Below are 20,209 nucleotides of genomic sequence, written 5' to 3'. Positions count from 1 at the left end.
CCCTTGATCGTCGGAGCTTCGTTGCGTGTAGGACGGGCGTTGCGAGAGACCGTCATGATGCTGTGACCTGCGGGTTTACTGGCCCTCCAGGACTATGAATTGGCCCTGGACCCGCGCCACGGTCGCCGAGCTCATCGGATGGTCACCGGGCACACGATGACCGAGCAAGGAGTGGGCAGATGGCTGCGCCGGTACGGCTTCTGCCCGCAGCGCCCGACCGCCGCCCTATCGCCTGGACCAGGTGAACGTCGATGCCTGGCTGGAGGAGGTGTATCCGGCGATCGCCGCGCGGGCGAAGGCACAGAACGCGCAGGTGGCCTGGGCCGATCAGTGCGGGCTGCGCTCCGACACCGCCTCGCCCGGACGCTTCTGGGCACCGACGGGGGGACCCCGATCGTGCGGGTGTCCGGGCGCCGGTTCAGGGTGAACCTCATGTCCGCGATCGCCTCCCGCGGCACCTGTACTTCACCGTATTCACCCAGAAGTTCACCTCGAAGGTGTTCACCGCGTTCCTGGACCGGCTCGCCCGCCAAGCCGGCCGCAAGTCCACATGATCGCCGACCAACACCCGGCCCACCGCAACAAGGCCGTCCGTGCCCGGCTCAAGGAAGATGCCGAGCGTATCGAGCTGCACCTGATGCCCAGCTGCAGCCCGGACCTGAACCCCGACGAGATCCTGAACGCGGACATCAAGCGCCACGTCCACGCCGCACGTGCCCAGTCAGCCGACGCCCCCGCCCGCGAAACCCGCCGCTTCCTCCACCATCGCCAGCACCAACCGGCCATCGCCCGCGCCTACTTCCACGCCCGCCACATCCGCTACACGATCCAGTAGGCAACCAGACCGTTCCGGTTCAATACGAGCATCGGGCAGCCAACAACGTGGGAACAGCCCGGCGTTAGCCGACAACGTGGGAAGCCATCCAACAACCCTACGGATTGATAAAGAAGTTATGGCGCAATCTGTTCAAACCCACCCCGTACACGCCAGGATGATCCCCCGGTAACTCGGTGATCATCGCCGCCAAAGGCGGCCTACGCAGGGGGATCAACCACGTGAGACGAACAGTAGCGCTCGGCGCCGCCGGCAGCCTGGTGGCCGGCGCGCTTCTCGCCGGTGCGATAGCCACGCCCGCCGTCGCCGGCGACCAGCGGGCCGGCGAGCAGCAGAGCGGCGACAACCTGACCGCCGGCAAGACCACCGGCACCGTCGAGGCCCGCGGCGTCGCGCTCGCCGCCGCCCGGGCCGCCAAGGCCGGCATCAAGTGGCAGGCGTGCCCGGCCGATTGGGGCCTGAAGGCGCCGATCCAGTGCGGCTATGTCACCGTCCCGGTCGACTACGCCAAGCCCAACGGCCCGACCATCAAGATCGCCGTGGACCGGGCCGTCGCCACCGGCGGCCCGAAGCAGCGGCAGGGCGCGCTGCTCTACAACCCCGGCGGTCCCGGCGGTTCGGGCCTGCGCTTCCCGGCCCGTACGACCACCAAGAGCCCGCTGTGGGTCAAGACCGCCCAGGCGTACGACTTCGTGGGCTTCGACCCCCGGGGCGTGGGGCACTCCGCGCCGATCTCCTGCCAGGACCCGCAGGAGTTCGTCAAGGCGCCCAAGGCCGACCCGGTGCCGGGCAGCGAGGCGGACAAGCGCGCCCAGCGCAAGCTGGCGCGCGCGTACGCCCAGGGGTGCCTGGCCCGCACCGGCCGGGCGATGCTGTCGCAGATGACGACGCCGAACACCGCCCGCGACATGGACGTGATCCGCGCCGCGCTCGGTGAGAAGAAGCTCAACTACCTCGGCGTCTCCTACGGCACCTACCTGGGTGCCGTCTACGCCACGCTCTTCCCGGACCACGTCCGCCGGATGCTGGTCGACAGCGTCGTCAACCCGTCGCGGGAGAAGGTCTGGTACCAGGCCAACCTCGACCAGGACGTCGCCTTCGAGGGCCGCTGGGGCGACTGGAAGAAGTGGGTGGCCAAGAACGACGCCGCCTACCACATCGGGAACACCCCCGAGAAGGTCCAGGCGGCCTGGGAGAAGCTGCGCGCGAGCGCCAAGAAGCACCCCATCGGTGGCGTGGTCGGCCCGGCCGAACTCACCGCCTTCTTCCAGAACGCGCCGTACTACGACAGCTCGTGGGCCCAGGTCGCCCAGGTGTGGAGCGCGTACGTCGCGGGCGACGCCAAGCCGCTGATCGACAACGCCGGATCGCACCCCGACGACAAGGCCGGCAACATCAAGGCCGAGAACAGCAACGCGGTCTACACCGCCGTCGAGTGCACCGACGTCAAGTGGCCCACCAGCTGGGCGAAGTGGAACCGCGACAACACCCGCGTCAACCGGCAGGCGCCGTTCATGACCTGGTCCAACGCCTGGATGAACCTGCCGTGCGCCACCTGGCCGGTCAAGCAGCAGACCCCGGTCGAGGTCGGGACCGGCAAGGGCCTGCCGCCGGTCCTCATCGTGCAGAGCACCCGTGACGCGGCGACCCCGTACGGCGGCGCCGTGGAGCTGCACAAGCGGTTCGCGGGCTCCCGCATGATCACCGAGCGGGACGCCGGTTCGCACGGCGTCACCGGCCTGGTCAACCCCTGCATCAACGACCGGGTCGACGCGTACTTCCTGAAGGGCACCACGGACCCGAAGGACGTCACCTGCGGCCCGCACGCCACGCCCGTCCCGGTGAAGCAGACGGCCAAGGCCGCCGGCTGAGCCCGCTTCCGAGGGGCGGTCGGGACCTCGTGTCCCGGCCGCCCCTCGGCTGGTGCGAGGCGGGCGGTCAGAGCCGGGCCGCGTGCGTCAGCCGGCCTGCCCCCGGCGGCCGGGAACGCGCGGCTCCGCCCGTGCTGCCGCCTGTGCCGCGGCCTTCGCGTCCGTGGCGTACACGTCCACGTACTCCTGGCCGGAGAGCGTGAGGATGGCGTACATGATCTCGTCGGTGACGGCGCGCAGCGCGGTGCGCTCGTCGACCAGTCCCGCGTACCGCGTGAACGTCAGCGGCGGTCCGAAGCGGACCGTGACCCGCATCGCCCGCGGCAGCCGCCGCCCGGTCGGCTGTGCCTCGAACGTCCCGATCACCGCGCACGGCACCACCGGCCCCCCCGCCTTGAGGGCCAGCGCGGCCACCCCCGTGCGCCCCTTGTAGAGCCGCCCGTCGTGCGAGCGGGTGCCCTCCGGATAGATCCCCAGCAGTCGCCCCTTGCGCAGCACCGCCAGCCCCGAGGCCAGCGCCGCCGCCGAGGCCCGGCCGCCGGAGCGGTCCACCGGGATCTGCCCGACCCCGCGGAAGAACGCCGCGGTCAGCCGCCCCTTGAGCCCGGGGCCGGTGAAGTATTCGGCCTTCGCCAGGAACGTCACCCGGCGCGGCACCACCGCCGGCATCACGAAGTGGTCCGCGAACGACAGGTGGTTGCCCGCGATGATCGCCGGGCCCTCCTCGGGCACCCACTCCAGCCCCTCCACCCGCGGCCGGAAGATCAGCCGCAACAGCGGGCCCAACAGCACGTACTTCAGCAGCTGGTAGAGCACGGCGGCCCCCTTCACCCGTCCCCCGCCACCGTCGGCGCGGCCGGATCGTGCCAGGTCACGGGGGCGACCTGGGCCGTCAGTGTAGGCGCGGAATCGGCCGTCGGGAACCGCCCCGTCCGCCGCCGGAACCGCGGGGCCGGCGCGGGCGCGAGCCGTACGGGCGACCGCACGGCGTGGCCGCTTGTGCGCCGGAGCGCGGCGGGGTGCCCTGGGGCCGCCGGCGCCGCCCGCCGTCACCGGGGGCCCGGTGCCACTGCCCCGAGCGTTCCAGGAGATCCCGATGTCCGTGAGCCGCCGACGCCGAACCTCCCGTACCGCCGTGGCGGCGGGCGTGGCCGTGGCACTGTGCACCGCGCTCGGCGCGGCGACGGCCCGCGGCGCCACCGTCCCGGACCTGTCCGACGGCCTGTTCCTGACCGTCTCCGGCGCCGGCGACACCTGGGTCCACGGCGTGCGACTGACCTGCCCGGACACCCGCGGCGCCCATCCGCACGGCGCCGCCGCCTGCGACGAACTTGCCGGCGCGCACGGCGATTTGAACGCCCTGCGTGGCGAGCCGCACGGCTGCACCCGGGAGTACGACCCGGTCACCGTCGCCGCGTCCGGCACCTGGCACGGCACCCCGGTCGACTGGCGTCGGGAGTTCGGCAACGCCTGCACGATGGACGCGGCCACCGGGTCGGTCTTCCGCTTCTGAGCGCCGGCCCCTCGGGCTCCGTCCGTGGGTCACACCCGCCGCGCCGTCACCACCCCGACCGTGACCAGCGCCAGCACCACCCACAGGAACCAGATCAGACCGTTGCCGCCGAACGTCACGGTGTACGCGGTCGCCAGCACCAGCCCGCACACCGTGCACACCGCCATCGTCCTGGCAGATCCGGGCATACCCGCAACCTCCTCACCACGGCGGCCGGCGGGCGAAAACGCCGCGGGCCGCGGCCACGGGACCATCGTCCCCGGCCGCGGCCCGTGCCGCCAGATCACCCCCGCGCGCCGATGGCCGGTTCCGGCCGGTCGGGAGGGGGGCGATCGCCTACTGTCCCCGTGCGTTGAGCGACGCCAGGTAGGCGTTGTAGTCCGCGAGGTCCTTGTCGCCGTTGCGCTCCGCGGCCCGGTCCGCGCGCTGCGAGACCCGCTCCTCGGACTTGTACCACTGGTAGACCAGCGCGATCAGCACCAGCACCGAGGGGATCTCGCTGAACGCCCAGGCGATGCCGCCGGCCGCCTGCTGGTCGCCCAGCGCGTCGATGCCCAACGAGGCCGGCGGGTTGAGGAAGGTGTCCACCATCGGCTCGGACGCCATCATCAGCGCGATGCCGAAGAACGCGTGGAACGGCATGCCGGCGAACAGCTCCAGGATCCGCATGATGTGCCCGGGGCGGTGCGGGCCCGGGTCCACGCCCATGATCGGCCAGAAGAAGACCAGGCCCACCGCCAGGAAGTGCACCATCATCGCGATGTGCCCGGCCCGGGACTGCATCAGGAAGTCGAACAGCGGCGAGAAATACAGCGCGTAGAGGCTGGCGATGAACATCGGGATGGTGAACGCCGGGTGCGTGATGACCCGCATGTAGCGGCTGTGCAGCAGCGCCACCAGCAGCTCGCGCGGCCCCTTGCGGCCCCGGCCGGCGGCCGGCAGCGCGCGCAGCGCCAGCGTCACCGGCGCCCCGAGCAGCAGCAGGATCGGCGAGAGCATGCTGACGATCATGTGCTGGACCATGTGCACGCTGAACATCGCCATGCCGTAGTCGTTGAGCTTGGTGCACATCGCCACGGCCACCGTCAGCACGCCCAGCACCCAGGCGACGACCCGGCCCGCCGGCCAGGCGTCCCCGCGCCGCCGTAGCCGGAAGACCGCCCAGCCGTACACCGCCAGCGCCAACAGGCAGCCGACGAGGAAGAACGCATCACCGCCGAACGCGAGGCCCCGCCCGAGCGTGAACGGCGGCAGGTCCATGTTCATGCCGTCCATGCCGTGCCCGCTGTGATGCATCCGCTCGCTCCTGATTCGTACCAATGCTCCGGCGACAAGCGTAGAGGCGCCCTGGGCCAACGCGGCGGCCGGGGGCGCCTCTACGGGCGTGCGTCTCCTGGGGTCTGACCCACCGGACGGACCCTAAGCGGCTACGGGCGGATCACAGCACGCACTCGGCCTCGTCGTAGCGCTCGGCGGGCACCGTCTTCAGGCTGGCCACCGCCTCCGCGAGCGGCACCAGCGTGATGTCGGTGCCGCGCAGCGCGGTCATCATCCCGAACTCCCCGCGGTGCGCGGCCTCGACGGCGTGCCAGCCGAAGCGGGTGGCCAGCACCCGGTCGTACGCGGTGGGCGTACCGCCGCGCTGGACGTGGCCGAGGATGACCGGGCGGGCCTCCTTGCCGAGCCGGCGCTCCAACTCCACCGAGAGCTGCCGGGCGACGCCGGCGAACCGCTCGTGCCCGTAGACGTCGGTACCGCCCTCGTCGAAGACCATGGTGCCCTCGCGCGGCTTGGCGCCCTCGGCGGCCACCACGATCGCGAACTTCTTGCCCGCGTCGAACCGTTCGGCGACCCGCGCGGTCAACTCCTCGATGTCGAACGGCCGCTCCGGCACCACGATCGCGTGCGCGCCGGCCGCCATCCCCGAGTGCAGCGCGATCCACCCGGTGTGCCGCCCCATCACCTCGACGATCATCACGCGCTGGTGGGACTCGGCGGTGGTCTTGAGGCGGTCCAGTGCGTCGGTGGCCACCCCCACCGCGGTGTCGAAGCCGAAGGTGACGTCGGTGACGGCGATGTCGTTGTCGATGGTCTTGGGCACCCCGACGATCGGCAGCCCGGCGTCCGACAGCAGCCGCGCCGCCTTCAGCGTGCCCTCGCCACCGATCGGGATGATCGCGTCCAGACCCAGCTCGGCGACGTGGCCGCGGGCCCGCTCCACGCCGTCCCGCAGGTGCGCGGGCTGCACCCGGGACGAGCCGAGGATGGTGCCGCCGCGGGCCAGGATGCCGCCCACGGCGTCCAGGTCCAGCTTGCGGTAATCGCACTCCAACAGGCCCTTCCAGCCGTCCTTGAAGCCGATCACCTCGTCGCCGTGGTCGGCGGTGGCTCGGTGGACGACGGACCGGATGACGGCGTTCAGGCCGGGGCAGTCGCCCCCGGACGTCAGGACACCCATACGCATTGTTCGCAGCAACCCATCGCAACTCAACCGGACGCCCGGACCCCGTCGTCCGGTTGGAATCCCGCTCAGCCTACAAGCGCGCGGGGCCCCGGCACACGGGCGCCCGCAGTGCGGACACCGGCGCATGCGCGACGGCCGGATCCGGACCCGCGGGTCCAGATCCGGCCGTCGCGTCGCGAGGGGTCAGGCGTTCTCGGTCGCCGCCGCGATCCGCTCCTGGCGCAGCGCCTCGTACCACCGGTCGTCGGCCGGCGGCAGCCCGTTGACGTCCAGCGCCAGCTTGATCAGCAGGTCCGCGATGTGCGGGTTGCGGGCCATGACGGGGCCGTGCATGTACGTCCCGAAGACGGTGTCGTTCCACGCGCCCTCGTAGCCGTCGCCGACGCCGTTGCCGTTGCCGAACCGGACCTTGGCGAACGGCCGGGCGCTCTGGCCCAGGTGCGTCACGCCCTGGTGGTTCTCGAAGCCGGTCAGCGGCGGCAGCCCCAACTGCGGGTCGATGTCGGCCAGTACGTCGCCGACGCACCGCTCGCCCTCACCGCGGGTGCTGACCACGTCCAGCAGCCCCAGGCCCTGCTGGCGCTCGCCGAGGTCGTTGATGAACTCGTGGCCCAGGATCTGGTAACCGGCGCAGACCGAGAACACGATCGCGCCGTTGGAGACCGCGCGGTCCAGACCGCCGTCCCTGATCAGCCGCTCGGCCGCCAGCCGCTGCGGCCGGTCCTCGCCGCCGCCGATCAGGTAGATGTCCCCGGAGGTGGGGATCTGCTGGTCGGAGCGGACGTCCAGGCGCTGGACGTCCAGGCCGCGCTGGCGCGCCCGCCGCTCCACCACCAGGACGTTGCCCTGGTCGCCGTAGGTGCTCAGCAGGTCCGGATAGATCCACACCACGCGCAGGCTGTTGTCACTCATGCTCGCTCGTCCTTGTCCGTACTGTCGGTGGACCGCACTCAGTTGCCCACGCGGCGGCGCAGGTCCTGGAACGCCGTGTAGTTGGCGATGACCTCGATGCGGCCGGGCGGGGCCATCCGCACCGCGTCGTCGAGGGACTCGCACACCTCGAAGTCGAGCCCGGCGACCTCCAGCCGCACCGCCAGGTCCAGCCTGCGGTCGCCCAGCACGAAGATCGGGTGCCCGGCCAGCCGGGTGTAGTCCACGTCCCACAGCCAGGAGGTGTCGGTGCCGTCCGCGCCGCGCGCGTTCACCGACATGATCACCGGGGTCGGCGGGCCGTCGATGAGCGAGAACGTCTCCAGCCAGCCGGCCGGGTTCTTCGCCAACAGCAGCCGCAGCTCCCGCTCTTCGAAGGTGACCACGTCATAGCGTCCGGCCACCGCCTGCACCGCGAACATCCGCTCCAGGGCGACCTGCGGCGGTACGCCGAAGGCGGCCGCGACCGCGGCGGAGGTGGTGGCGTTGGCCTTGTTGGCGCGGCCCGGGAGCTGGAGCTTGATCGGCCAGGCGCTGCCGTGCGGGTCCAGGACGTGGTCGCCGGAGAGCGCCCAACTCGGCGTCGGGCGGCGGAAGCCGCACTCGGCGCAGAACCAGTCGTCGCCCGGCCGCTGCATGACCCCGCCGCACGAGGGGCAGGACCACGCGTCGTCCTTCCACTCCTGCCCGGCGGCGACCCACACCACGTTCGCGGACGCCGAGGCCGCCCAGACGATCAGCGGGTCGTCGGCGTTGGCGATGATCAGGGCCTTGGAGCCGGACAGCCCCTCGCGCCACCGCTCGGCCAGCATCCGGGTCTCGGCGGCCCGGTCGAGCTGGTCCCGCGAGAGGTTCAGCAGCGCTATGGCCTTCGGCGTCACGTCCCGGGCCACCGTCGCCAGGTACTTCTCGTCCACCTCGATGACGCCGAACTTGGCGTCCGAGCCGCCCGCCAGCGCCGAGGTGATGCCCGCGGGCATGTTGGCGCCCAGCGCGTTGGAGACCACCGGTCCGCTGGCCCGCAGCGCCTCGGCGATCAGCCGGGTCGTGGTCGTCTTGCCGTTGGTGGCGGACACCAGGACCACGTCCAGGTGCTTGGCCAGTGAGGCCAGCAGGTCGGGGTCGAGCTTGAGTGCCACCCGGCCGCCGATCACCGATCCGCTGCCGCGGCCCGCCGCGCGCGACACCGCTGCCGCGGCCTTGCCGGCCGTCACGGCCAGCTTGGCCCGCGGCGACAGCGGCTCCGTGTTGCCTGCCATGGTCCTAGATCCTCCTTGCATCCGGCGCACCCCTGCCCTGAGGGCTGCCGGGAGAACGCGCCTCCTCCACGGCCGCCGACCGGCCGGAGGCTTCGGTCGAGGAGCAGCCTATCGAGATCCGGCGGCCGGCCCGAATTCCGCCACCTGCGTGACCCCATCCGGAATGCCCGACACGTACGCTGGGCCCATGCGCCACCGCACCATCCCCGGCAGTTCCGGCACTCCCCGCCCCCTGCGCCTCTACGGCGATCCGGTCCTCGACCGGCCGTGCGCGGACGTCACCGCCTTCGACGGCGAACTGGCCGCGCTGATCGAGGACATGTTCGCGACGATGTACGCCGAGAACGGTGTGGGCCTGGCCGCCAACCAGATCGGCGTCCCGCTGCGGGTGTTCGTCTACGACTGCCCCGACGACGAGGAGCGCCGGCACCTCGGGCACCTGGTCAACCCGGAGTTGGTGGAGGCGGACGGGCCGGTGGTGCGCGGACCCGAGGGCTGTCTGTCGCTGCCCGGCATCGAGGCCGGCACCCCGCGCCACGACCACGCCGTGGTGACCGGCTTCGACGTCACGGGCCGGCCGGTGACGGTGACCGGCACCGGCTTCTTCGCCCGCTGCCTCCAGCACGAGTGCGACCACCTCGGCGGCGGCCTCTACGTCGACCACCTCACCGGCCTCCGCCGCCGTAGGACGCTGCGCGCGCTCGCCCGCGCCCCGTGGGCGGCGGCGGTCGACGAGCGGGCGGCGGAGCCGGTCTGACGCCGAGCGCCCGGTTCAGAAGCCGGGGCCGTCGGCGAGGTTCTGCGCGGTGGCCAGTTGGCCCCACAGCAGATCGGTGAGGTGGCGCACCAACTGCTCGCGGGAGCAGGGGCGTTCGCGCAGCCACCAGTCGCCGGCCGCGTGCATCATGCCGACGATCCCGTGCCCCCACACCCGGGCCCGCTCCGCGCCGTCCGGCCCCAGGTCGAGCCGTTCGGCGATGACCTTGGCCAGCTCCTCGCCGAGCCGGCGCAGCAGGGGAGCGGAGTGCCGGCCCACGTCGAAACCGGACTCCGAGGGGACGTCCTCGTCCGCGGGGTGCATCAGGAAGCGGTAGACCTGCGGCCGGGTCTCGATGGCGACGAGGTAGGCGTCGAGGGTGGCCTCGACGCGCTCCCGGCGCAGCGCCCCGCCGTCCAGCGCGGCCCGGAGGTTGGCCAGCAGGGCGTCGGTGTGCCGGACGGCGAGGGCGCGGTAGAGGCCGCCCTTGTCGCCGAAGTGCCGGTAGAGGATCGGCTTGGTGATCCCGGCCTCGGCGGCGATGGCGTTCATCGACGCTCCCGGGCCGTCGCGCAGCACGATCCGCTCGGCGGCCTCCAGCAGCTCCCGTCGTCTGCGCTCGGTCGCCTGCTGGCGGTCGCCGTCCGCTGCGGCCTGCTCGGTGCCGGTCTGTCCGGCGCTGTCGATGCTCTCCATGGTCGTGCTCCCCACCCTTGTCATCCGTGGCGCTCGCGCAACGTAACACCCGGACTCCTCGACGCCCGAACTCCGCGGCCAATTCGGCTCCCAGGAGGAGTTGACATCCATTACTGGCTGGTAACAGACTCCGGTTACCGGAAGTAACGGCTGGCCGTACGCACCACTGGAGGGGACATGGCCGAGTTCACCATGGAGCTCAACGACGAGCAGAAGGAAGTCCGTGACTGGATCCACGGCTTCGCCGCCGACGTGATCCGCCCCGCGGCCGCCGAGTGGGACGAGCGCGAGGAGACCCCTTGGCCGGTGATCCAGGAGGCCGCCAAGATCGGCCTGTACTCGCTCGACTTCTACGCCCAGCAGTTCTTCGACCCCACCGGCCTCGGCATCCCGATGACCATGGAGGAGCTCTTCTGGGGCGACGCCGGCATCGCGCTCTCCATCGTGGGCACCGGCCTGGCCGCCGTCGGCGTACTGGCCAACGGCACCGAGGAGCAGATCGGCACCTGGGTCCCGCAGATGTACGGCGACGCCGACGACGTCAAGGTCGCGGCCTTCTGCTCCTCCGAGCCGGACGCCGGCTCCGACGTCGCCTCGATGCGCACCCGCGCCGTCTACGACGAGGCCAAGGACGAGTGGGTGCTCAACGGCACCAAGACCTGGGCCACCAACGGCGGCATCGCGGGCGTCCACGTCGTAGTGGCCGTCGTCGACCCGGAGTTGGGCTCCAAGGGCCACGCCTCGTTCATCGTCCCGCCCCACACCCCCGGCCTCTCCCAGGGGCAGAAGTTCAAGAAGCACGGCATCCGGGCCTCGCACACCGCCGAGGTGGTGCTGGAGGACGTCCGGGTCCCCGGGCACTGCCTGCTCGGCGGCAAGGAGAAGCTGGACGAGCGGCTGGCCCGCGCCCGCGAGCGGGCCAAGGGTGGGGAGAGGGTGAAGAACGCCGCGATGGCCACCTTCGAGGCGTCCCGCCCGGCCGTCGGCGCGATGGCCGTCGGCACCGCCCGCGCCGCCTACGAGGAGGCGCTGGAGTACGCCAAGACCCGCGAGCAGTTCGGCCGCCCGATCATCGACAACCAGGGCGTGGCCTTCCAACTGGCCGATATGCGCACCCAGATCGACGCCGCCCGCCTCCTGGTCTGGCGCGCCTCCTGGATGGCCACCACGGGCAAGAAGTTCGAGCACGCCGAGGGCTCGATGTCCAAGCTGTTCGCCAGCGAGACCGCCAAGAAGGTCACCGCCCAGGCGATCCAGATCCTCGGCGGCAACGGCTTCACCCGGGAGTACCCGGTCGAGCGGATGCACCGGGACGCCGCCATCTACACGATCTTCGAGGGCACCAGCGAGATCCAGCGGCTGGTCATCGCCCGGACGCTGTCGGGGATGCCGATCCGCTAGCGGCAGCAGTGACGGGCGGGATGCCCGAGGGCGGCCGGGGCGCGGGGCCCGGGCCGCCCTCCGGCGCCGCGTCAGCTCTTGCCGTCCCGGCCGTCCCGCGGGGCGAAGTGGAGCAACCGGTCGGCCTCCCGCTGGGTTTCCTGTGCGGCGCGACGGCTCTCGGCGACCACGTCGCCGTGTTTCGAGACCAGGCTCTCGTAGATCGGTGAACCGCTCGCCGGGGCGGGCGCGGGGGCTGGGACGGGGGCGGGCATGGGTGACTCTCCTGAAAATCGATCGGGCAGGCGGCGACAGTCGGGCGCGGGCGCGCCGCCGGCGCCCGACTACCCAACCACGCCCGGCGCATGCACCGCCGGCTATGTGATCAGTTACACGTTCGCATGGTGAGACGCGGATCCTGAGGGGCGGTCACGACTCCCGGGCCACCGGGCCGTGGGTCACCGGCTCCGCGTTGCGCCGGGTCTTCGCCCACCCGTTGCGACCGCGCAGCATCCGCACAAAACCACGGGCCGACACCACGAACAGGTGATACGCGTACAGCCACAACGCCACGCCCCACAGCACCGCCGTCAACCGGGACGCCTCCGGCGCGTGGTCGCGACGGTACACCGGACCCCACAGCAGGAACGGGCCGATGGCCAGCGCGGCCAGGATCGCCGCCAGCGGCCACAGCACCAGCGAACCGAAGCCGCCGAGCACCAGCAGCGCCGCGGTCAGCCCCAGCGTCACCAGGTGCGCCACCGGCTGGCAGAAGGTGTAGAGGGTCTCCAGCACGCCCCGGCCGCCGTAGTGGCGGGAGGAGACGATGCGCGGGGCGTAGCGGACGCACTGGAGGTTGCCCTGCGCCCAGCGGGTGCGCTGGGTCAGCAGCCGGCGCAGGTGCGGCAGGCCCTCCTGGGAGACCCAGGCGTCGGGGAGGTGGGCGACCTTGAAGCCGGCCAGGATCATGTGCAGGCCCAACTCGTAGTCCTCCAGCAGCGCGCCGCGCTTCCAGGGGCGGCGCTCGGTGGCGGCTATCCGGTCCAGCGCGGACAGCCGGGTGAACTGGCCGTTGCCGCCCAGCCCCACCGAACCGGTGCGCATCCGCAGCAGCTGCATCCCCGCGTTGGACACCGCGAACTCCATGTCCTGGACGCGAACCAGCAGCCGGGCCAGGGAGTTGAGGAACCGGCCGCGGTCGGGCAGCGGGCGCTCGTCGTCGACGTTGCGCATCCGCACGCCCACCTGCACGCCGCCGACCTCGGGGTCGCCGAAGCCGGTCGGGCCCGCCGCCGCGGCCAGCGCGCCGCGATCCAGCCGCCCGTCGGCGTCGACCACGCACACCACGACCCGGGAGCGGTCGGTGCCCTCCGGCAGGAACTCGCCGAGCTGGTCGTAGGCGGCGTTCAGCGCGTCGCCCTTGCCGGTACGGGCGTCGGGGCGCACCCGGCGGACGAGGTGGACCCGGCGGTCCTCCTCGGCGAGCGCGGCGACGATGCGGCCGGTCCGGTCGTCGCTGTCGTCGTCGATCACCCACACATGGGCGGCCGGGAAGTCGCCGCGCAGCTGGCGGACGGTGGCGCCGACCACCGCCTCCTCGTCCCGGCAGGGGACGAAGAAGTGCCAGTCCAGCGCGGTCGGGTCGCCGGGCTCGGTGCGCGGGCGGGTGCGGTAGGAGTGGCGGGCCCCGGCCCAGTAGAGCAGGAAGCAGGCCAGCAGGGCGAAGGGGAACAGGAAGATCAGCAGGCTGTCGAACACGAGGGTCCTCCGGTGGGGCGGCGCGGTCGGGTCGGGTGCGGTCAGGCGGCCGCGGCGTACGGCGCGGTGCGGGCGGTCACCAGGTCGGCGAGCAGCTCGGCGATCCGCCGGGAGGCCAGGCCGTCGCCGAACGGGCTGGGCAGCGCGGCGAGTTGGGCCCGGCCGGCCGCGCCCAGGGCCAGCCGCTCCCGAGCGGCCCGGCCGAGCTCCGGGCCCGGGGCGACCAAGGTGGCGAAGTCGGCCATCGCCTCCGGGCGTTCGGTGGAGTTGCGCACCACGACCAGCGGCCGGCCCAGGACCGTGACCTCCTCCTGGACGCCCCCGGAATCGGAGACCAGCAGCGCCGCGTGCCGGGCCAGCGCCAGGAAGTCCCGGTAGCCGAGCGGGCGCATCACCCGCAGCGGGGCGAGCAGCCCGGCCAGGCCGGCGGCCTCGGCGCGCGCCCGCGTGCGCGGATGCAGCGGCAGTACCACCGGCACCTCGTCGGCCAGCGCGGCCAGTTCGCCCAGGACGGCCCGCAGCGCGGCCGGGTCGTCGGTGTTCTCGGGCCGGTGGACGGTGGCCAGCAGATAGCCGTCCGGGGTCAGGCCCAGCCCCGCAAGGTGCGCCAACCGCTCCCGCTCGGGCGGGAGTTGGCGGTGCACCGCCTCAACCACGGTGTTGCCGGTGACGTCGATGCGGTCGGCCGGGATGCCCTCGGCGAGCAGGTTGGCGCGGTTCTCGGGCGTCGCCGCGCACAGCACGTCGGCGACCCGGTCGATCAGCACCCGGTTGTGCTCCTCGGGCATGTTGCGGTCGTGGCTGCGCAGCCCGGCCTCGACGTGGACCAGCGGGAGGGCGCGGGCGTTGGCGGCGAGCGCCCCGGCGAGGGCGGCGTTGGTGTCGCCCTGGACGACCACGGCCCGGGCCGGCCCGTCCTGGAACACCGCGTCGAGCTGGGCCAGCGCGGCCGAGATCTGCACCGCGCGGGGCTGCCCGCCGACCCCGGTCAGATACGTCGGCTCCGGTATCCCGAACTCGGCCAGGAAGCGGCCGGAGAGCTCCTCGTCGTAGTGCTGTCCGGTGTGCACGACATGGGCGGCGGGCCCCAGCAGTCGGATCAGCTCGGTGAGCTTGACCAACTCGGGACGGGTGCCGAGGACGACGGCGACGCTACGGGGCGGCAGGGCGGACATGGCGACTCCAGGGGAGGACCGGCGGGGAGGTCCACCAAGGTCGCCGCCGTCCGTTGCCGCGACGGCTGGCGTTCGGTTGCCCGAGGGTTGCTATCCCGCTCCCGCCCCAAGAGGGGACCTGCGACCCGGTGGGAGGCGGGACCTTGGTCCCGCCTTGCACGGGACCTGCGTCGCCCCGCGCCCCGGCCCACCGGCCCGTCTTCGGCCCCGTCGCTCAGGGGCAGCCGTCCCCGTCCGCCCGGTACCGGTAGCCCAGCCCGCGCACCGCCTCGATCGGGTCGCTCTCCAGGCTGCCCGCCGCCTGCTGGAGCTTGCGCCGCACCCGCAGCACCGCGAACTTCACCCGGTCCCGGCCGATGCCCTGCGGATCGTCCCAGACCTGGTCGAGCAGCTGGTCGGTGGTGACCACCCGGCCGCGGTTGCGGACCAGCACCTGGAGCAGCCGGTACTCGATGTCGCTGAGCCGCACCTCCTCGCCCCGCCAGATCGCCGAGCGGCGCTCGGGCACCAGCCGCAGCGCCTCGTCCTGCGCCGACCCGGCCCAGCGCGCGGGCGCGGCCCGCCGCAGCAGCGCCTCGATACGGGCCAGCAACTCGTCGTTGCCGAACGGCTTGGGCAGGTAGTCGTCGGCCCCGGCCCGCAGCCCGCGCACCCGGTCGCTCTCGGCTCCGCGCGCGGTGAGCAGCAGGACCGGCAGGTCGGTCATGTCGCGGGTGCGCTCCAGCACCTGCCAGCCGTCCAGCCCGGGCAGCCCGACGTCCAGCACCATCAGGTCGGGGTCGTCCGCGAACAGCCGGCGCAGCCCCGCCCGGCCGTCCTCGGCGGCGAGCACCTCGTAGCCGGCCCGGGTGAGCAGCGTGCGCAGCGCGGTCGCCACGTCGGGGTCGTCCTCGACGACCAGGATCCGGGTCACCGCGGGCCCGTCCCGTCCGCGCCCCCGTCCGGCCCGGGCCTGTCGAACGGCAGCCGGACGGTGAAGACCGCCCCCTGGCCCGGGTCGCCCGCGACGGTGAGTTCGCCGCCGTGCCGGCGTACCACGTCCCGGCTGAAGGCCAGGCCGAGGCCGGTGCCCGGATAGCCGCCGTGCTCGGCGTTGGGGGCCCGAACGAACCCGGAGAAGATCTCCTCCCGGTACTGCTCCGGCACGCCGATCCCGGTGTCGGCCACCGCGATGCGCCAGGCGTCGTCGTCCGCCTCGGCGTCGACCTCGACCCGGCCGTCGGGCGGGGTGAACTTGGCCGCGTTCTCCAGGAGGTTGTCCAGCACCTGCGCCAGCCGGTGCGCATCGCCATGCAGCGGGGGCCCGGGCCGACAGCGCAGCACGGTGAACACCCCGGCCGCCGACAGCGTCGGCATCCGGTCCAGCACGGCGTGCTCGACCATCGTGGCCACGTCCACCGTGCCGAACTCCAGCCGGCGGCGCGGCTCGCGCAGCACCGCGGTCTCCATCAACTCGGTGATCACCGACGCCATCCGCTCGGCGTTGCGGCGGATCGCGGCGAGGAACTCCCGCTGCTCCGGGCCGAGCGGGCCGGACGCCGGGTCGGCGAGCAGATCGCAGAAGCTGAGCACGGAGGTCAGCGGGGTCCGCAGATTGTGCGAGGCGGTGGCGAGGAACTCGTTGCGCCGGCGGGCGAGTTCGGCCAGTGAGGCGTTGTCCCGGTGCAGGGCGTGTTCGCGGCGCTTGGCCTCGGTGACGTCCTCGGCGGTCCACAGCGACCCGAAGGGCCGCCCGTCCGCGTCGTACAGCGGCGCCGTCTCGCGCCGGATGATCCGGCCATCGGAGAGCGGGAATTCGGCGACGCGGTGCACCCGGCGGGCCGCCAGCGCGGTGCTGCGCGCACCGTCCGGGTCCGGTCGCACCGCGAACCGACCGGCCACCTCCTCGACGACCGGCCACAGGGGCGCGCCGGGGGAGTGGTCCACCCCGTCGAGCCCGAACAGCTCGATGAAGCGGCGGTTGACGGCGACCACGTGCGCGTCGCCGCTCTGCACGATCGCCGCCCGTGGCAGTGCCTCCAGAACGGCCTGTAGTCGGTCGCGCGCATGGTTCACCCCGCTCACGGTACGTGCGCAACGGGCCGCGCTCGCGGACCACGGGTCTGGCGACCACCCGTGCCGCGTACGCCGACGCCCCCCCGGCGTGCGGCCCGCCCCCTGCCCGCCGTCCGCTGCCGCGGCGCACCGCACCTCTTGACGGGTTCGAAGGTCTCGCTCTACTTTCCTTCCATAAAGCAAAACATTAATTCCATGATGCGGAATTGAAGCAGTAAGCCGACCTCTTCGGTCGGACATGCCCGTGACAGGTCGACGCAGGAGTACTCGATGCCTCGAATGACAGCCGCCCGCGCTGCGGTGGAGATCCTCAAGCGCGAGGGCGTGACCAACGCCTTCGGAGTGCCGGGTGCGGCCATCAACCCCTTCTACGCGGCGCTCAAGGCCGCCGGCGGGGTCGACCACACGTTGGCGCGTCACGTCGAGGGCGCCTCGCACATGGCCGAGGGCTACACCCGGACCCACCCGGGCAACATCGGCGTCTGCATCGGCACTTCGGGCCCGGCCGGCACCGACATGATCACCGGCCTCTACTCCGCCATCGGCGACTCGATCCCGATCCTCTGCATCACCGGCCAGGCCCCCACCGCGGTGATCCAGAAGGAGGACTTCCAGGCCGTCGACATCGCCTCGATCGCCAAGCCGGTCGCCAAGGCCGCCACCACCGTCATGGAGGCCGCCCAGGTCCCCGGCGTCTTCCAGCAGGCGTTCCACCTGATGCGCTCCGGCCGGCCCGGCCCGGTCCTGATCGACCTGCCGATCGACGTCCAGCTCACCGAGATCGACTTCGACCCGGAGACCTACGAGCCGCTGCCCGCCTTCAAGCCGGCCGCGACCCGCGCCCAGATCGAGAAGGCGATCACCCTCCTCAACGAGTCCGAGCGCCCGCTGATCGTCGCCGGCGGCGGCATCATCAACGCCGACGCGGCGGACCTGCTGGTCGAGTTCGCCGAGCTGACCGGCACCCCGGTCATCCCGACCCTGATGGGCTGGGGCATCGTCCCCGACGACCACGAGCTGAACGCCGGCATGGTCGGCCTCCAGACCTCGCACCGCTACGGCAACGCCAACTTCCTGGAGTCCGACTTCGTCCTCGGCATCGGCAACCGCTGGGCCAACCGTCACACCGGCAAGCTGGACCTCTACACCAAGGGCCGGAAGTTCGTCCACGTCGACATCGAGCCGACCCAGATCGGCAAGATCTTCGCCCCGGACTACGGCATCGCCTCCGACGCCAAGGCCGCCCTGGAGCTGTTCGTCGAGGTCGCCAAGGAACTCAAGGCCGCCGGCAAGCTGCCCGACCGCGGCGACTGGGCCGCCTCCACCCAGGAGCGCAAGGCCCAACTCCAGCGCCGCACGCACTTCGACGACATCCCGATGAAGCCGCAGCGCGTCTACGAGGAGATGAACAAGGCGTTCGGCCCGGAGACCCGCTACGTCACCACCATCGGCCTCTCCCAGATCGCCGGCGCGCAGATGCTGCACGTCTACAAGCCGCGCCACTGGATCAACTGCGGCCAGGCCGGCCCGCTGGGCTGGACCATCCCGGCCGCGCTGGGCGTCGCCAAGGCCGACCCGGAAACCCCGGTCGTCGCGCTCTCCGGCGACTACGACTTCCAGTTCATGATCGAGGAGCTGGCGGTCGGCGCCCAGCACAAGATCCCCTACGTCCATGTCCTGGTGAACAACGCCTACTTGGGGCTGATCCGCCAGGCGCAGCGTAACTTCGACATCGACTTCCAGGTCAACCTGGAGTTCGAGAACATCAACGCGCCGGAGCTGGGCGTCTACGGCGTGGACCACGTCAAGGTCGCCGAGGGCCTGGGCTGCAAGGCGATCCGGGTCACCGACCCCAGCGAGCTGGGCGCCGCCTTCGAGGAGGCCAAGAAGCTGGCCGCCGAGCACCGCGTCCCGGTCGTCGTGGAGGCGATCCTGGAGCGGATCACCAACATCTCGATGGCCGCCGCGGAGATCGACAAGGTCAACGAGTGGGAGGAGCTCGCGACCGAGCCCGGCCACGCCCCCACCGCGATCAAGCCGCTCAAGGTCTGACCGCCGCCCTCGGCTTCCGGACCCGATCCGGACGAGGTGCCGGGCGCGGCGTGACCGGCCGCGCCCAAGACGATCTGTCCCCTGAGTGCGTGAACGTGGTGAAAGACAGAGCCCTCACATATCAGCTGAGGTTCACCCGCCGCTCGTCGAGCAACGCCAAGGCGGTGCAGTGGTCTTCGGCCTCCGCCTCTCGGCCGTCGCCGTGCAAGTGGGCCACGGTCGCTGCGGCGGCCGCGTCGATCCGGTCGTTCTTGCGGCCGCCACCACGCGAGAGCTCACGGACTCGGCTGGTGGCGGTGGCGGGGACATCGATGATGCGCTCACTGCGGGCGAGCAGTTACCGGACCAGATGCCGGCCAATCCATTGGTGTTCTTTACCACCCAACTGCGTTGTGGCTACTGGCGGGCCCAGCGTAGCGGACGCCAGTACTCCGGCAGGCTCGCTCGGATCGCCACCGACGACAGTTGTTGTTGAGTTTCGGGGGCCACGGCGATGGCGGTATGGGTGGAGTTGCGTAGATCAACTCCGAGCAACAACATGGCAAAAGGCCCCAAACAGGAGGGTGACGACAGGGACGTCCACGGCCGACACTTCGACTTCTGGAACCATGCAAGCCAGGAACGCGACTCTGTTGCGGGAGGAACCTCCCAAGCCATCCGATCCGGCGCCCTACGGAAACGCTACGAGCGGCTTAACCCGACCGCGCTCCGCTGCAGCCATTCAAGTCGAAACCACACATTCAAACGAAGGTGCGAGTTATCCCTCAAGCGAGCCCTTTGCCGACACTCGGGGTGACGTTCGTCGTTAAGTCGAGCATGACCAAATGCAGAAGCTTTGCGTTGCTTGGGCTAACTAGCAGTGTGGCGGTCGGGGCGGGGTTCACGACGGCAGCCCCCGCCTCTGCGGGCGGAATCGTAGTTGTTGGCTCCCCATCGTTTGGCAATGGTTGCGTCAACCGCCATGCTGGTGCGCATGCAAGCGGAGGGGCCATACACGGTAGCGGGACTGTGTCCGGCCTTCTGGCTAAGATTCCCGCTGCATTGCCGCTCAACCACTGCGGTGGAGCTGACTTCCCCGACCTCAATCTCCTCCCCGAGAGTAATAAGAGTAATGTGCCCGTCTATGTGAGCTATGGGGCCCTTAATGCGTGGAGTAGCTTTATCGAGCAGTAGTGGCTCTGGTCCGCTTCGTGTGGTGTGCGCAATGCTGAGTAAGGTCTTCTCAGCGTTCATGATCGCCAGGCGTTGTTGAGGGCAAGGGTTGCCTGGGTGATGGTTCCGATCCGGTTCGGGCTGAGGGTGATGTGTTGGAAGGTGCGCCATCGTTGTTTGAGTTCGGCGATGGAGCGTTCGCCCCGTGCTCGGATTCAGCGCAGGAGTGTGTTGTACCGGTGGTTCGTTATTTGATCCGAAACGCTATTGGTTCTCGGTGACGGTGTGGCGGACGTGGGGTCCGTGGAAGTA

20 protein-coding genes are annotated in these 20,209 nt (G+C 71.5%); 8 read left to right on the top strand and 12 right to left on the bottom strand.

Annotated features, from left to right (window positions below):
* The first annotated feature begins 472 nt into the window (after window positions 1-472).
* Together ACFVFQ_RS35605 and ACFVFQ_RS35600 are read left to right on the top strand one after the other, a co-directional pair.
* On the top strand, window positions 473-835 hold the full coding sequence (locus tag ACFVFQ_RS35605; RefSeq protein ID WP_383424308.1) for a transposase: 363 nt from the start codon (window positions 473-475) through the stop codon (window positions 833-835).
* A gap of 221 nt (window positions 836-1,056) precedes the next feature.
* The gene (locus ACFVFQ_RS35600; protein WP_383424298.1) at window positions 1,057-2,706 is read left to right on the top strand and encodes an alpha/beta hydrolase; all 1,650 of its coding nucleotides are present in this window, start codon (window positions 1,057-1,059) and stop codon (window positions 2,704-2,706) included.
* An 87-nt stretch (window positions 2,707-2,793) separates the two neighbouring features.
* On the opposite strand, the gene ACFVFQ_RS35595 is transcribed toward ACFVFQ_RS35600, so the two are convergent.
* Window positions 2,794-3,522, bottom strand: coding sequence for a lysophospholipid acyltransferase family protein (locus ACFVFQ_RS35595; RefSeq protein ID WP_383424296.1), 729 nt, complete (start codon window positions 3,520-3,522; stop codon window positions 2,794-2,796).
* A 280-nt stretch (window positions 3,523-3,802) separates the two neighbouring features.
* On the opposite strand from ACFVFQ_RS35595, the gene ACFVFQ_RS35590 reads away from it, so the two are divergent.
* Window positions 3,803-4,219, top strand: coding sequence for an SSI family serine proteinase inhibitor (locus ACFVFQ_RS35590; RefSeq protein ID WP_383424293.1), 417 nt, complete (start codon window positions 3,803-3,805; stop codon window positions 4,217-4,219).
* Window positions 4,220-4,248: 29 nt separating this feature from the next.
* Here ACFVFQ_RS35590 and ACFVFQ_RS35585 read toward each other — a convergent pair whose 3' ends face one another.
* From ACFVFQ_RS35585 to ACFVFQ_RS35565, 5 genes are all read right to left on the bottom strand, one after another.
* The gene (locus tag ACFVFQ_RS35585) at window positions 4,249-4,407 is read right to left on the bottom strand and encodes a hypothetical protein (protein ID WP_383424291.1); all 159 of its coding nucleotides are present in this window, start codon (window positions 4,405-4,407) and stop codon (window positions 4,249-4,251) included.
* A 148-nt stretch (window positions 4,408-4,555) separates the two neighbouring features.
* On the bottom strand, window positions 4,556-5,515 hold the full coding sequence (locus tag ACFVFQ_RS35580) for a cytochrome c oxidase assembly protein (protein WP_383424289.1): 960 nt from the start codon (window positions 5,513-5,515) through the stop codon (window positions 4,556-4,558).
* A 142-nt stretch (window positions 5,516-5,657) separates the two neighbouring features.
* Window positions 5,658-6,683 (bottom strand): 6-phosphofructokinase, encoded by a 1,026-nt coding sequence (locus ACFVFQ_RS35575; protein WP_383424285.1) that lies wholly within the window; start codon window positions 6,681-6,683, stop codon window positions 5,658-5,660.
* Between the two features lie 183 nt (window positions 6,684-6,866).
* Window positions 6,867-7,595: a type 1 glutamine amidotransferase gene (locus ACFVFQ_RS35570; RefSeq protein WP_383424283.1), complete on the bottom strand. Its 729-nt coding sequence runs from the start codon at window positions 7,593-7,595 to the stop codon at window positions 6,867-6,869.
* Between the two features lie 38 nt (window positions 7,596-7,633).
* Window positions 7,634-8,872, bottom strand: coding sequence for a MurT ligase domain-containing protein (locus tag ACFVFQ_RS35565; RefSeq protein ID WP_383424281.1), 1,239 nt, complete (start codon window positions 8,870-8,872; stop codon window positions 7,634-7,636).
* 187 nt (window positions 8,873-9,059) lie between these two features.
* Between ACFVFQ_RS35565 and def the strand changes: the two genes are divergently transcribed.
* Window positions 9,060-9,629, top strand: coding sequence for a peptide deformylase (gene def / locus ACFVFQ_RS35560; RefSeq protein ID WP_383424278.1), 570 nt, complete (start codon window positions 9,060-9,062; stop codon window positions 9,627-9,629).
* A gap of 15 nt (window positions 9,630-9,644) precedes the next feature.
* Here the strand turns inward: def and ACFVFQ_RS35555 are convergent, their stop codons facing one another.
* Window positions 9,645-10,325: a TetR family transcriptional regulator gene (locus ACFVFQ_RS35555; RefSeq protein ID WP_383424276.1), complete on the bottom strand. Its 681-nt coding sequence runs from the start codon at window positions 10,323-10,325 to the stop codon at window positions 9,645-9,647.
* A gap of 177 nt (window positions 10,326-10,502) precedes the next feature.
* On the opposite strand from ACFVFQ_RS35555, the gene ACFVFQ_RS35550 reads away from it, so the two are divergent.
* On the top strand, window positions 10,503-11,726 hold the full coding sequence (locus tag ACFVFQ_RS35550; protein ID WP_383424274.1) for an acyl-CoA dehydrogenase family protein: 1,224 nt from the start codon (window positions 10,503-10,505) through the stop codon (window positions 11,724-11,726).
* A 71-nt stretch (window positions 11,727-11,797) separates the two neighbouring features.
* Here the strand turns inward: ACFVFQ_RS35550 and ACFVFQ_RS35545 are convergent, their stop codons facing one another.
* The 5 genes from ACFVFQ_RS35545 to ACFVFQ_RS35525 form a co-directional block, all read right to left on the bottom strand.
* Window positions 11,798-11,980 carry a hypothetical protein gene (locus ACFVFQ_RS35545; protein WP_383424272.1) on the bottom strand — a complete coding sequence of 61 codons (183 nt, stop codon included), beginning with the start codon at window positions 11,978-11,980 and terminating at the stop codon, window positions 11,798-11,800.
* A 154-nt stretch (window positions 11,981-12,134) separates the two neighbouring features.
* A complete protein-coding gene (locus ACFVFQ_RS35540) occupies window positions 12,135-13,463 on the bottom strand; it encodes a glycosyltransferase family 2 protein (protein ID WP_383424270.1) in 1,329 nt (442 codons plus the stop codon).
* 41 nt (window positions 13,464-13,504) lie between these two features.
* Window positions 13,505-14,638: a non-hydrolyzing UDP-N-acetylglucosamine 2-epimerase gene (wecB, locus tag ACFVFQ_RS35535; RefSeq protein ID WP_383424268.1), complete on the bottom strand. Its 1,134-nt coding sequence runs from the start codon at window positions 14,636-14,638 to the stop codon at window positions 13,505-13,507.
* Between the two features lie 214 nt (window positions 14,639-14,852).
* Entirely contained in the window at window positions 14,853-15,551 is a 699-nt protein-coding gene (locus ACFVFQ_RS35530; protein WP_383424266.1) for a response regulator transcription factor, read from the bottom strand.
* Window positions 15,548-16,693 (bottom strand): ATP-binding protein, encoded by a 1,146-nt coding sequence (locus tag ACFVFQ_RS35525; protein ID WP_383424264.1) that lies wholly within the window; start codon window positions 16,691-16,693, stop codon window positions 15,548-15,550. Before ACFVFQ_RS35525 ends, ACFVFQ_RS35530 begins: the two co-directional genes overlap by 4 nt.
* A 270-nt stretch (window positions 16,694-16,963) precedes the next feature.
* Here ACFVFQ_RS35525 and gcl point away from each other — a divergent pair, with 270 nt between their 5' ends.
* The 3 genes from gcl (at window position 16,964) to ACFVFQ_RS35510 (ending at window position 19,918) form a co-directional block, all read left to right on the top strand.
* Window positions 16,964-18,745, top strand: coding sequence for a glyoxylate carboligase (gcl, locus tag ACFVFQ_RS35520; protein ID WP_383424262.1), 1,782 nt, complete (start codon window positions 16,964-16,966; stop codon window positions 18,743-18,745).
* Between the two features lie 169 nt (window positions 18,746-18,914).
* Complete coding sequence (locus tag ACFVFQ_RS35515) at window positions 18,915-19,220, top strand: hypothetical protein (RefSeq protein WP_383424260.1); 306 nt, start codon at window positions 18,915-18,917, stop codon at window positions 19,218-19,220.
* A 341-nt stretch (window positions 19,221-19,561) separates the two neighbouring features.
* Entirely contained in the window at window positions 19,562-19,918 is a 357-nt protein-coding gene (locus ACFVFQ_RS35510; protein WP_383424306.1) for a chaplin family protein, read from the top strand.
* The last annotated feature ends 291 nt before the right edge of the window (window positions 19,919-20,209 follow it).

Source organism: Streptomyces sp. NPDC057743 (genome assembly GCF_042798755.1).
Lineage (GTDB): Bacteria > Actinomycetota > Actinomycetes > Streptomycetales > Streptomycetaceae > Streptomyces.
This window is presented reverse-complemented; position numbering and strand designations above follow the sequence as displayed.

Excerpts from the sequence above, each read along its gene's own strand:
- ACFVFQ_RS35590 (WP_383424293.1), top strand. The coding sequence starts at position 3,803 with ATGTCCGTGAGCCGCCGACGCCGAACCTCCCGTACCGCCGTGGCGGCG.
- ACFVFQ_RS35585 (WP_383424291.1), bottom strand. The coding sequence starts at position 4,407 with ATGCCCGGATCTGCCAGGACGATGGCGGTGTGCACGGTGTGCGGGCTG.
- ACFVFQ_RS35580 (WP_383424289.1), bottom strand. The coding sequence starts at position 5,515 with ATGCATCACAGCGGGCACGGCATGGACGGCATGAACATGGACCTGCCG.
- ACFVFQ_RS35575 (WP_383424285.1), bottom strand. The coding sequence starts at position 6,683 with ATGCGTATGGGTGTCCTGACGTCCGGGGGCGACTGCCCCGGCCTGAAC.
- ACFVFQ_RS35570 (WP_383424283.1), bottom strand. The coding sequence starts at position 7,595 with ATGAGTGACAACAGCCTGCGCGTGGTGTGGATCTATCCGGACCTGCTG.
- ACFVFQ_RS35565 (WP_383424281.1), bottom strand. The coding sequence starts at position 8,872 with ATGGCAGGCAACACGGAGCCGCTGTCGCCGCGGGCCAAGCTGGCCGTG.
- def (WP_383424278.1), top strand. The coding sequence starts at position 9,060 with ATGCGCCACCGCACCATCCCCGGCAGTTCCGGCACTCCCCGCCCCCTG.
- ACFVFQ_RS35555 (WP_383424276.1), bottom strand. The coding sequence starts at position 10,325 with ATGGAGAGCATCGACAGCGCCGGACAGACCGGCACCGAGCAGGCCGCA.
- ACFVFQ_RS35550 (WP_383424274.1), top strand. The coding sequence starts at position 10,503 with ATGGCCGAGTTCACCATGGAGCTCAACGACGAGCAGAAGGAAGTCCGT.
- ACFVFQ_RS35545 (WP_383424272.1), bottom strand. The coding sequence starts at position 11,980 with ATGCCCGCCCCCGTCCCAGCCCCCGCGCCCGCCCCGGCGAGCGGTTCA.
- wecB (WP_383424268.1), bottom strand. The coding sequence starts at position 14,638 with ATGTCCGCCCTGCCGCCCCGTAGCGTCGCCGTCGTCCTCGGCACCCGT.
- gcl (WP_383424262.1), top strand. The coding sequence starts at position 16,964 with ATGCCTCGAATGACAGCCGCCCGCGCTGCGGTGGAGATCCTCAAGCGC.
- ACFVFQ_RS35510 (WP_383424306.1), top strand. The coding sequence starts at position 19,562 with ATGACCAAATGCAGAAGCTTTGCGTTGCTTGGGCTAACTAGCAGTGTG.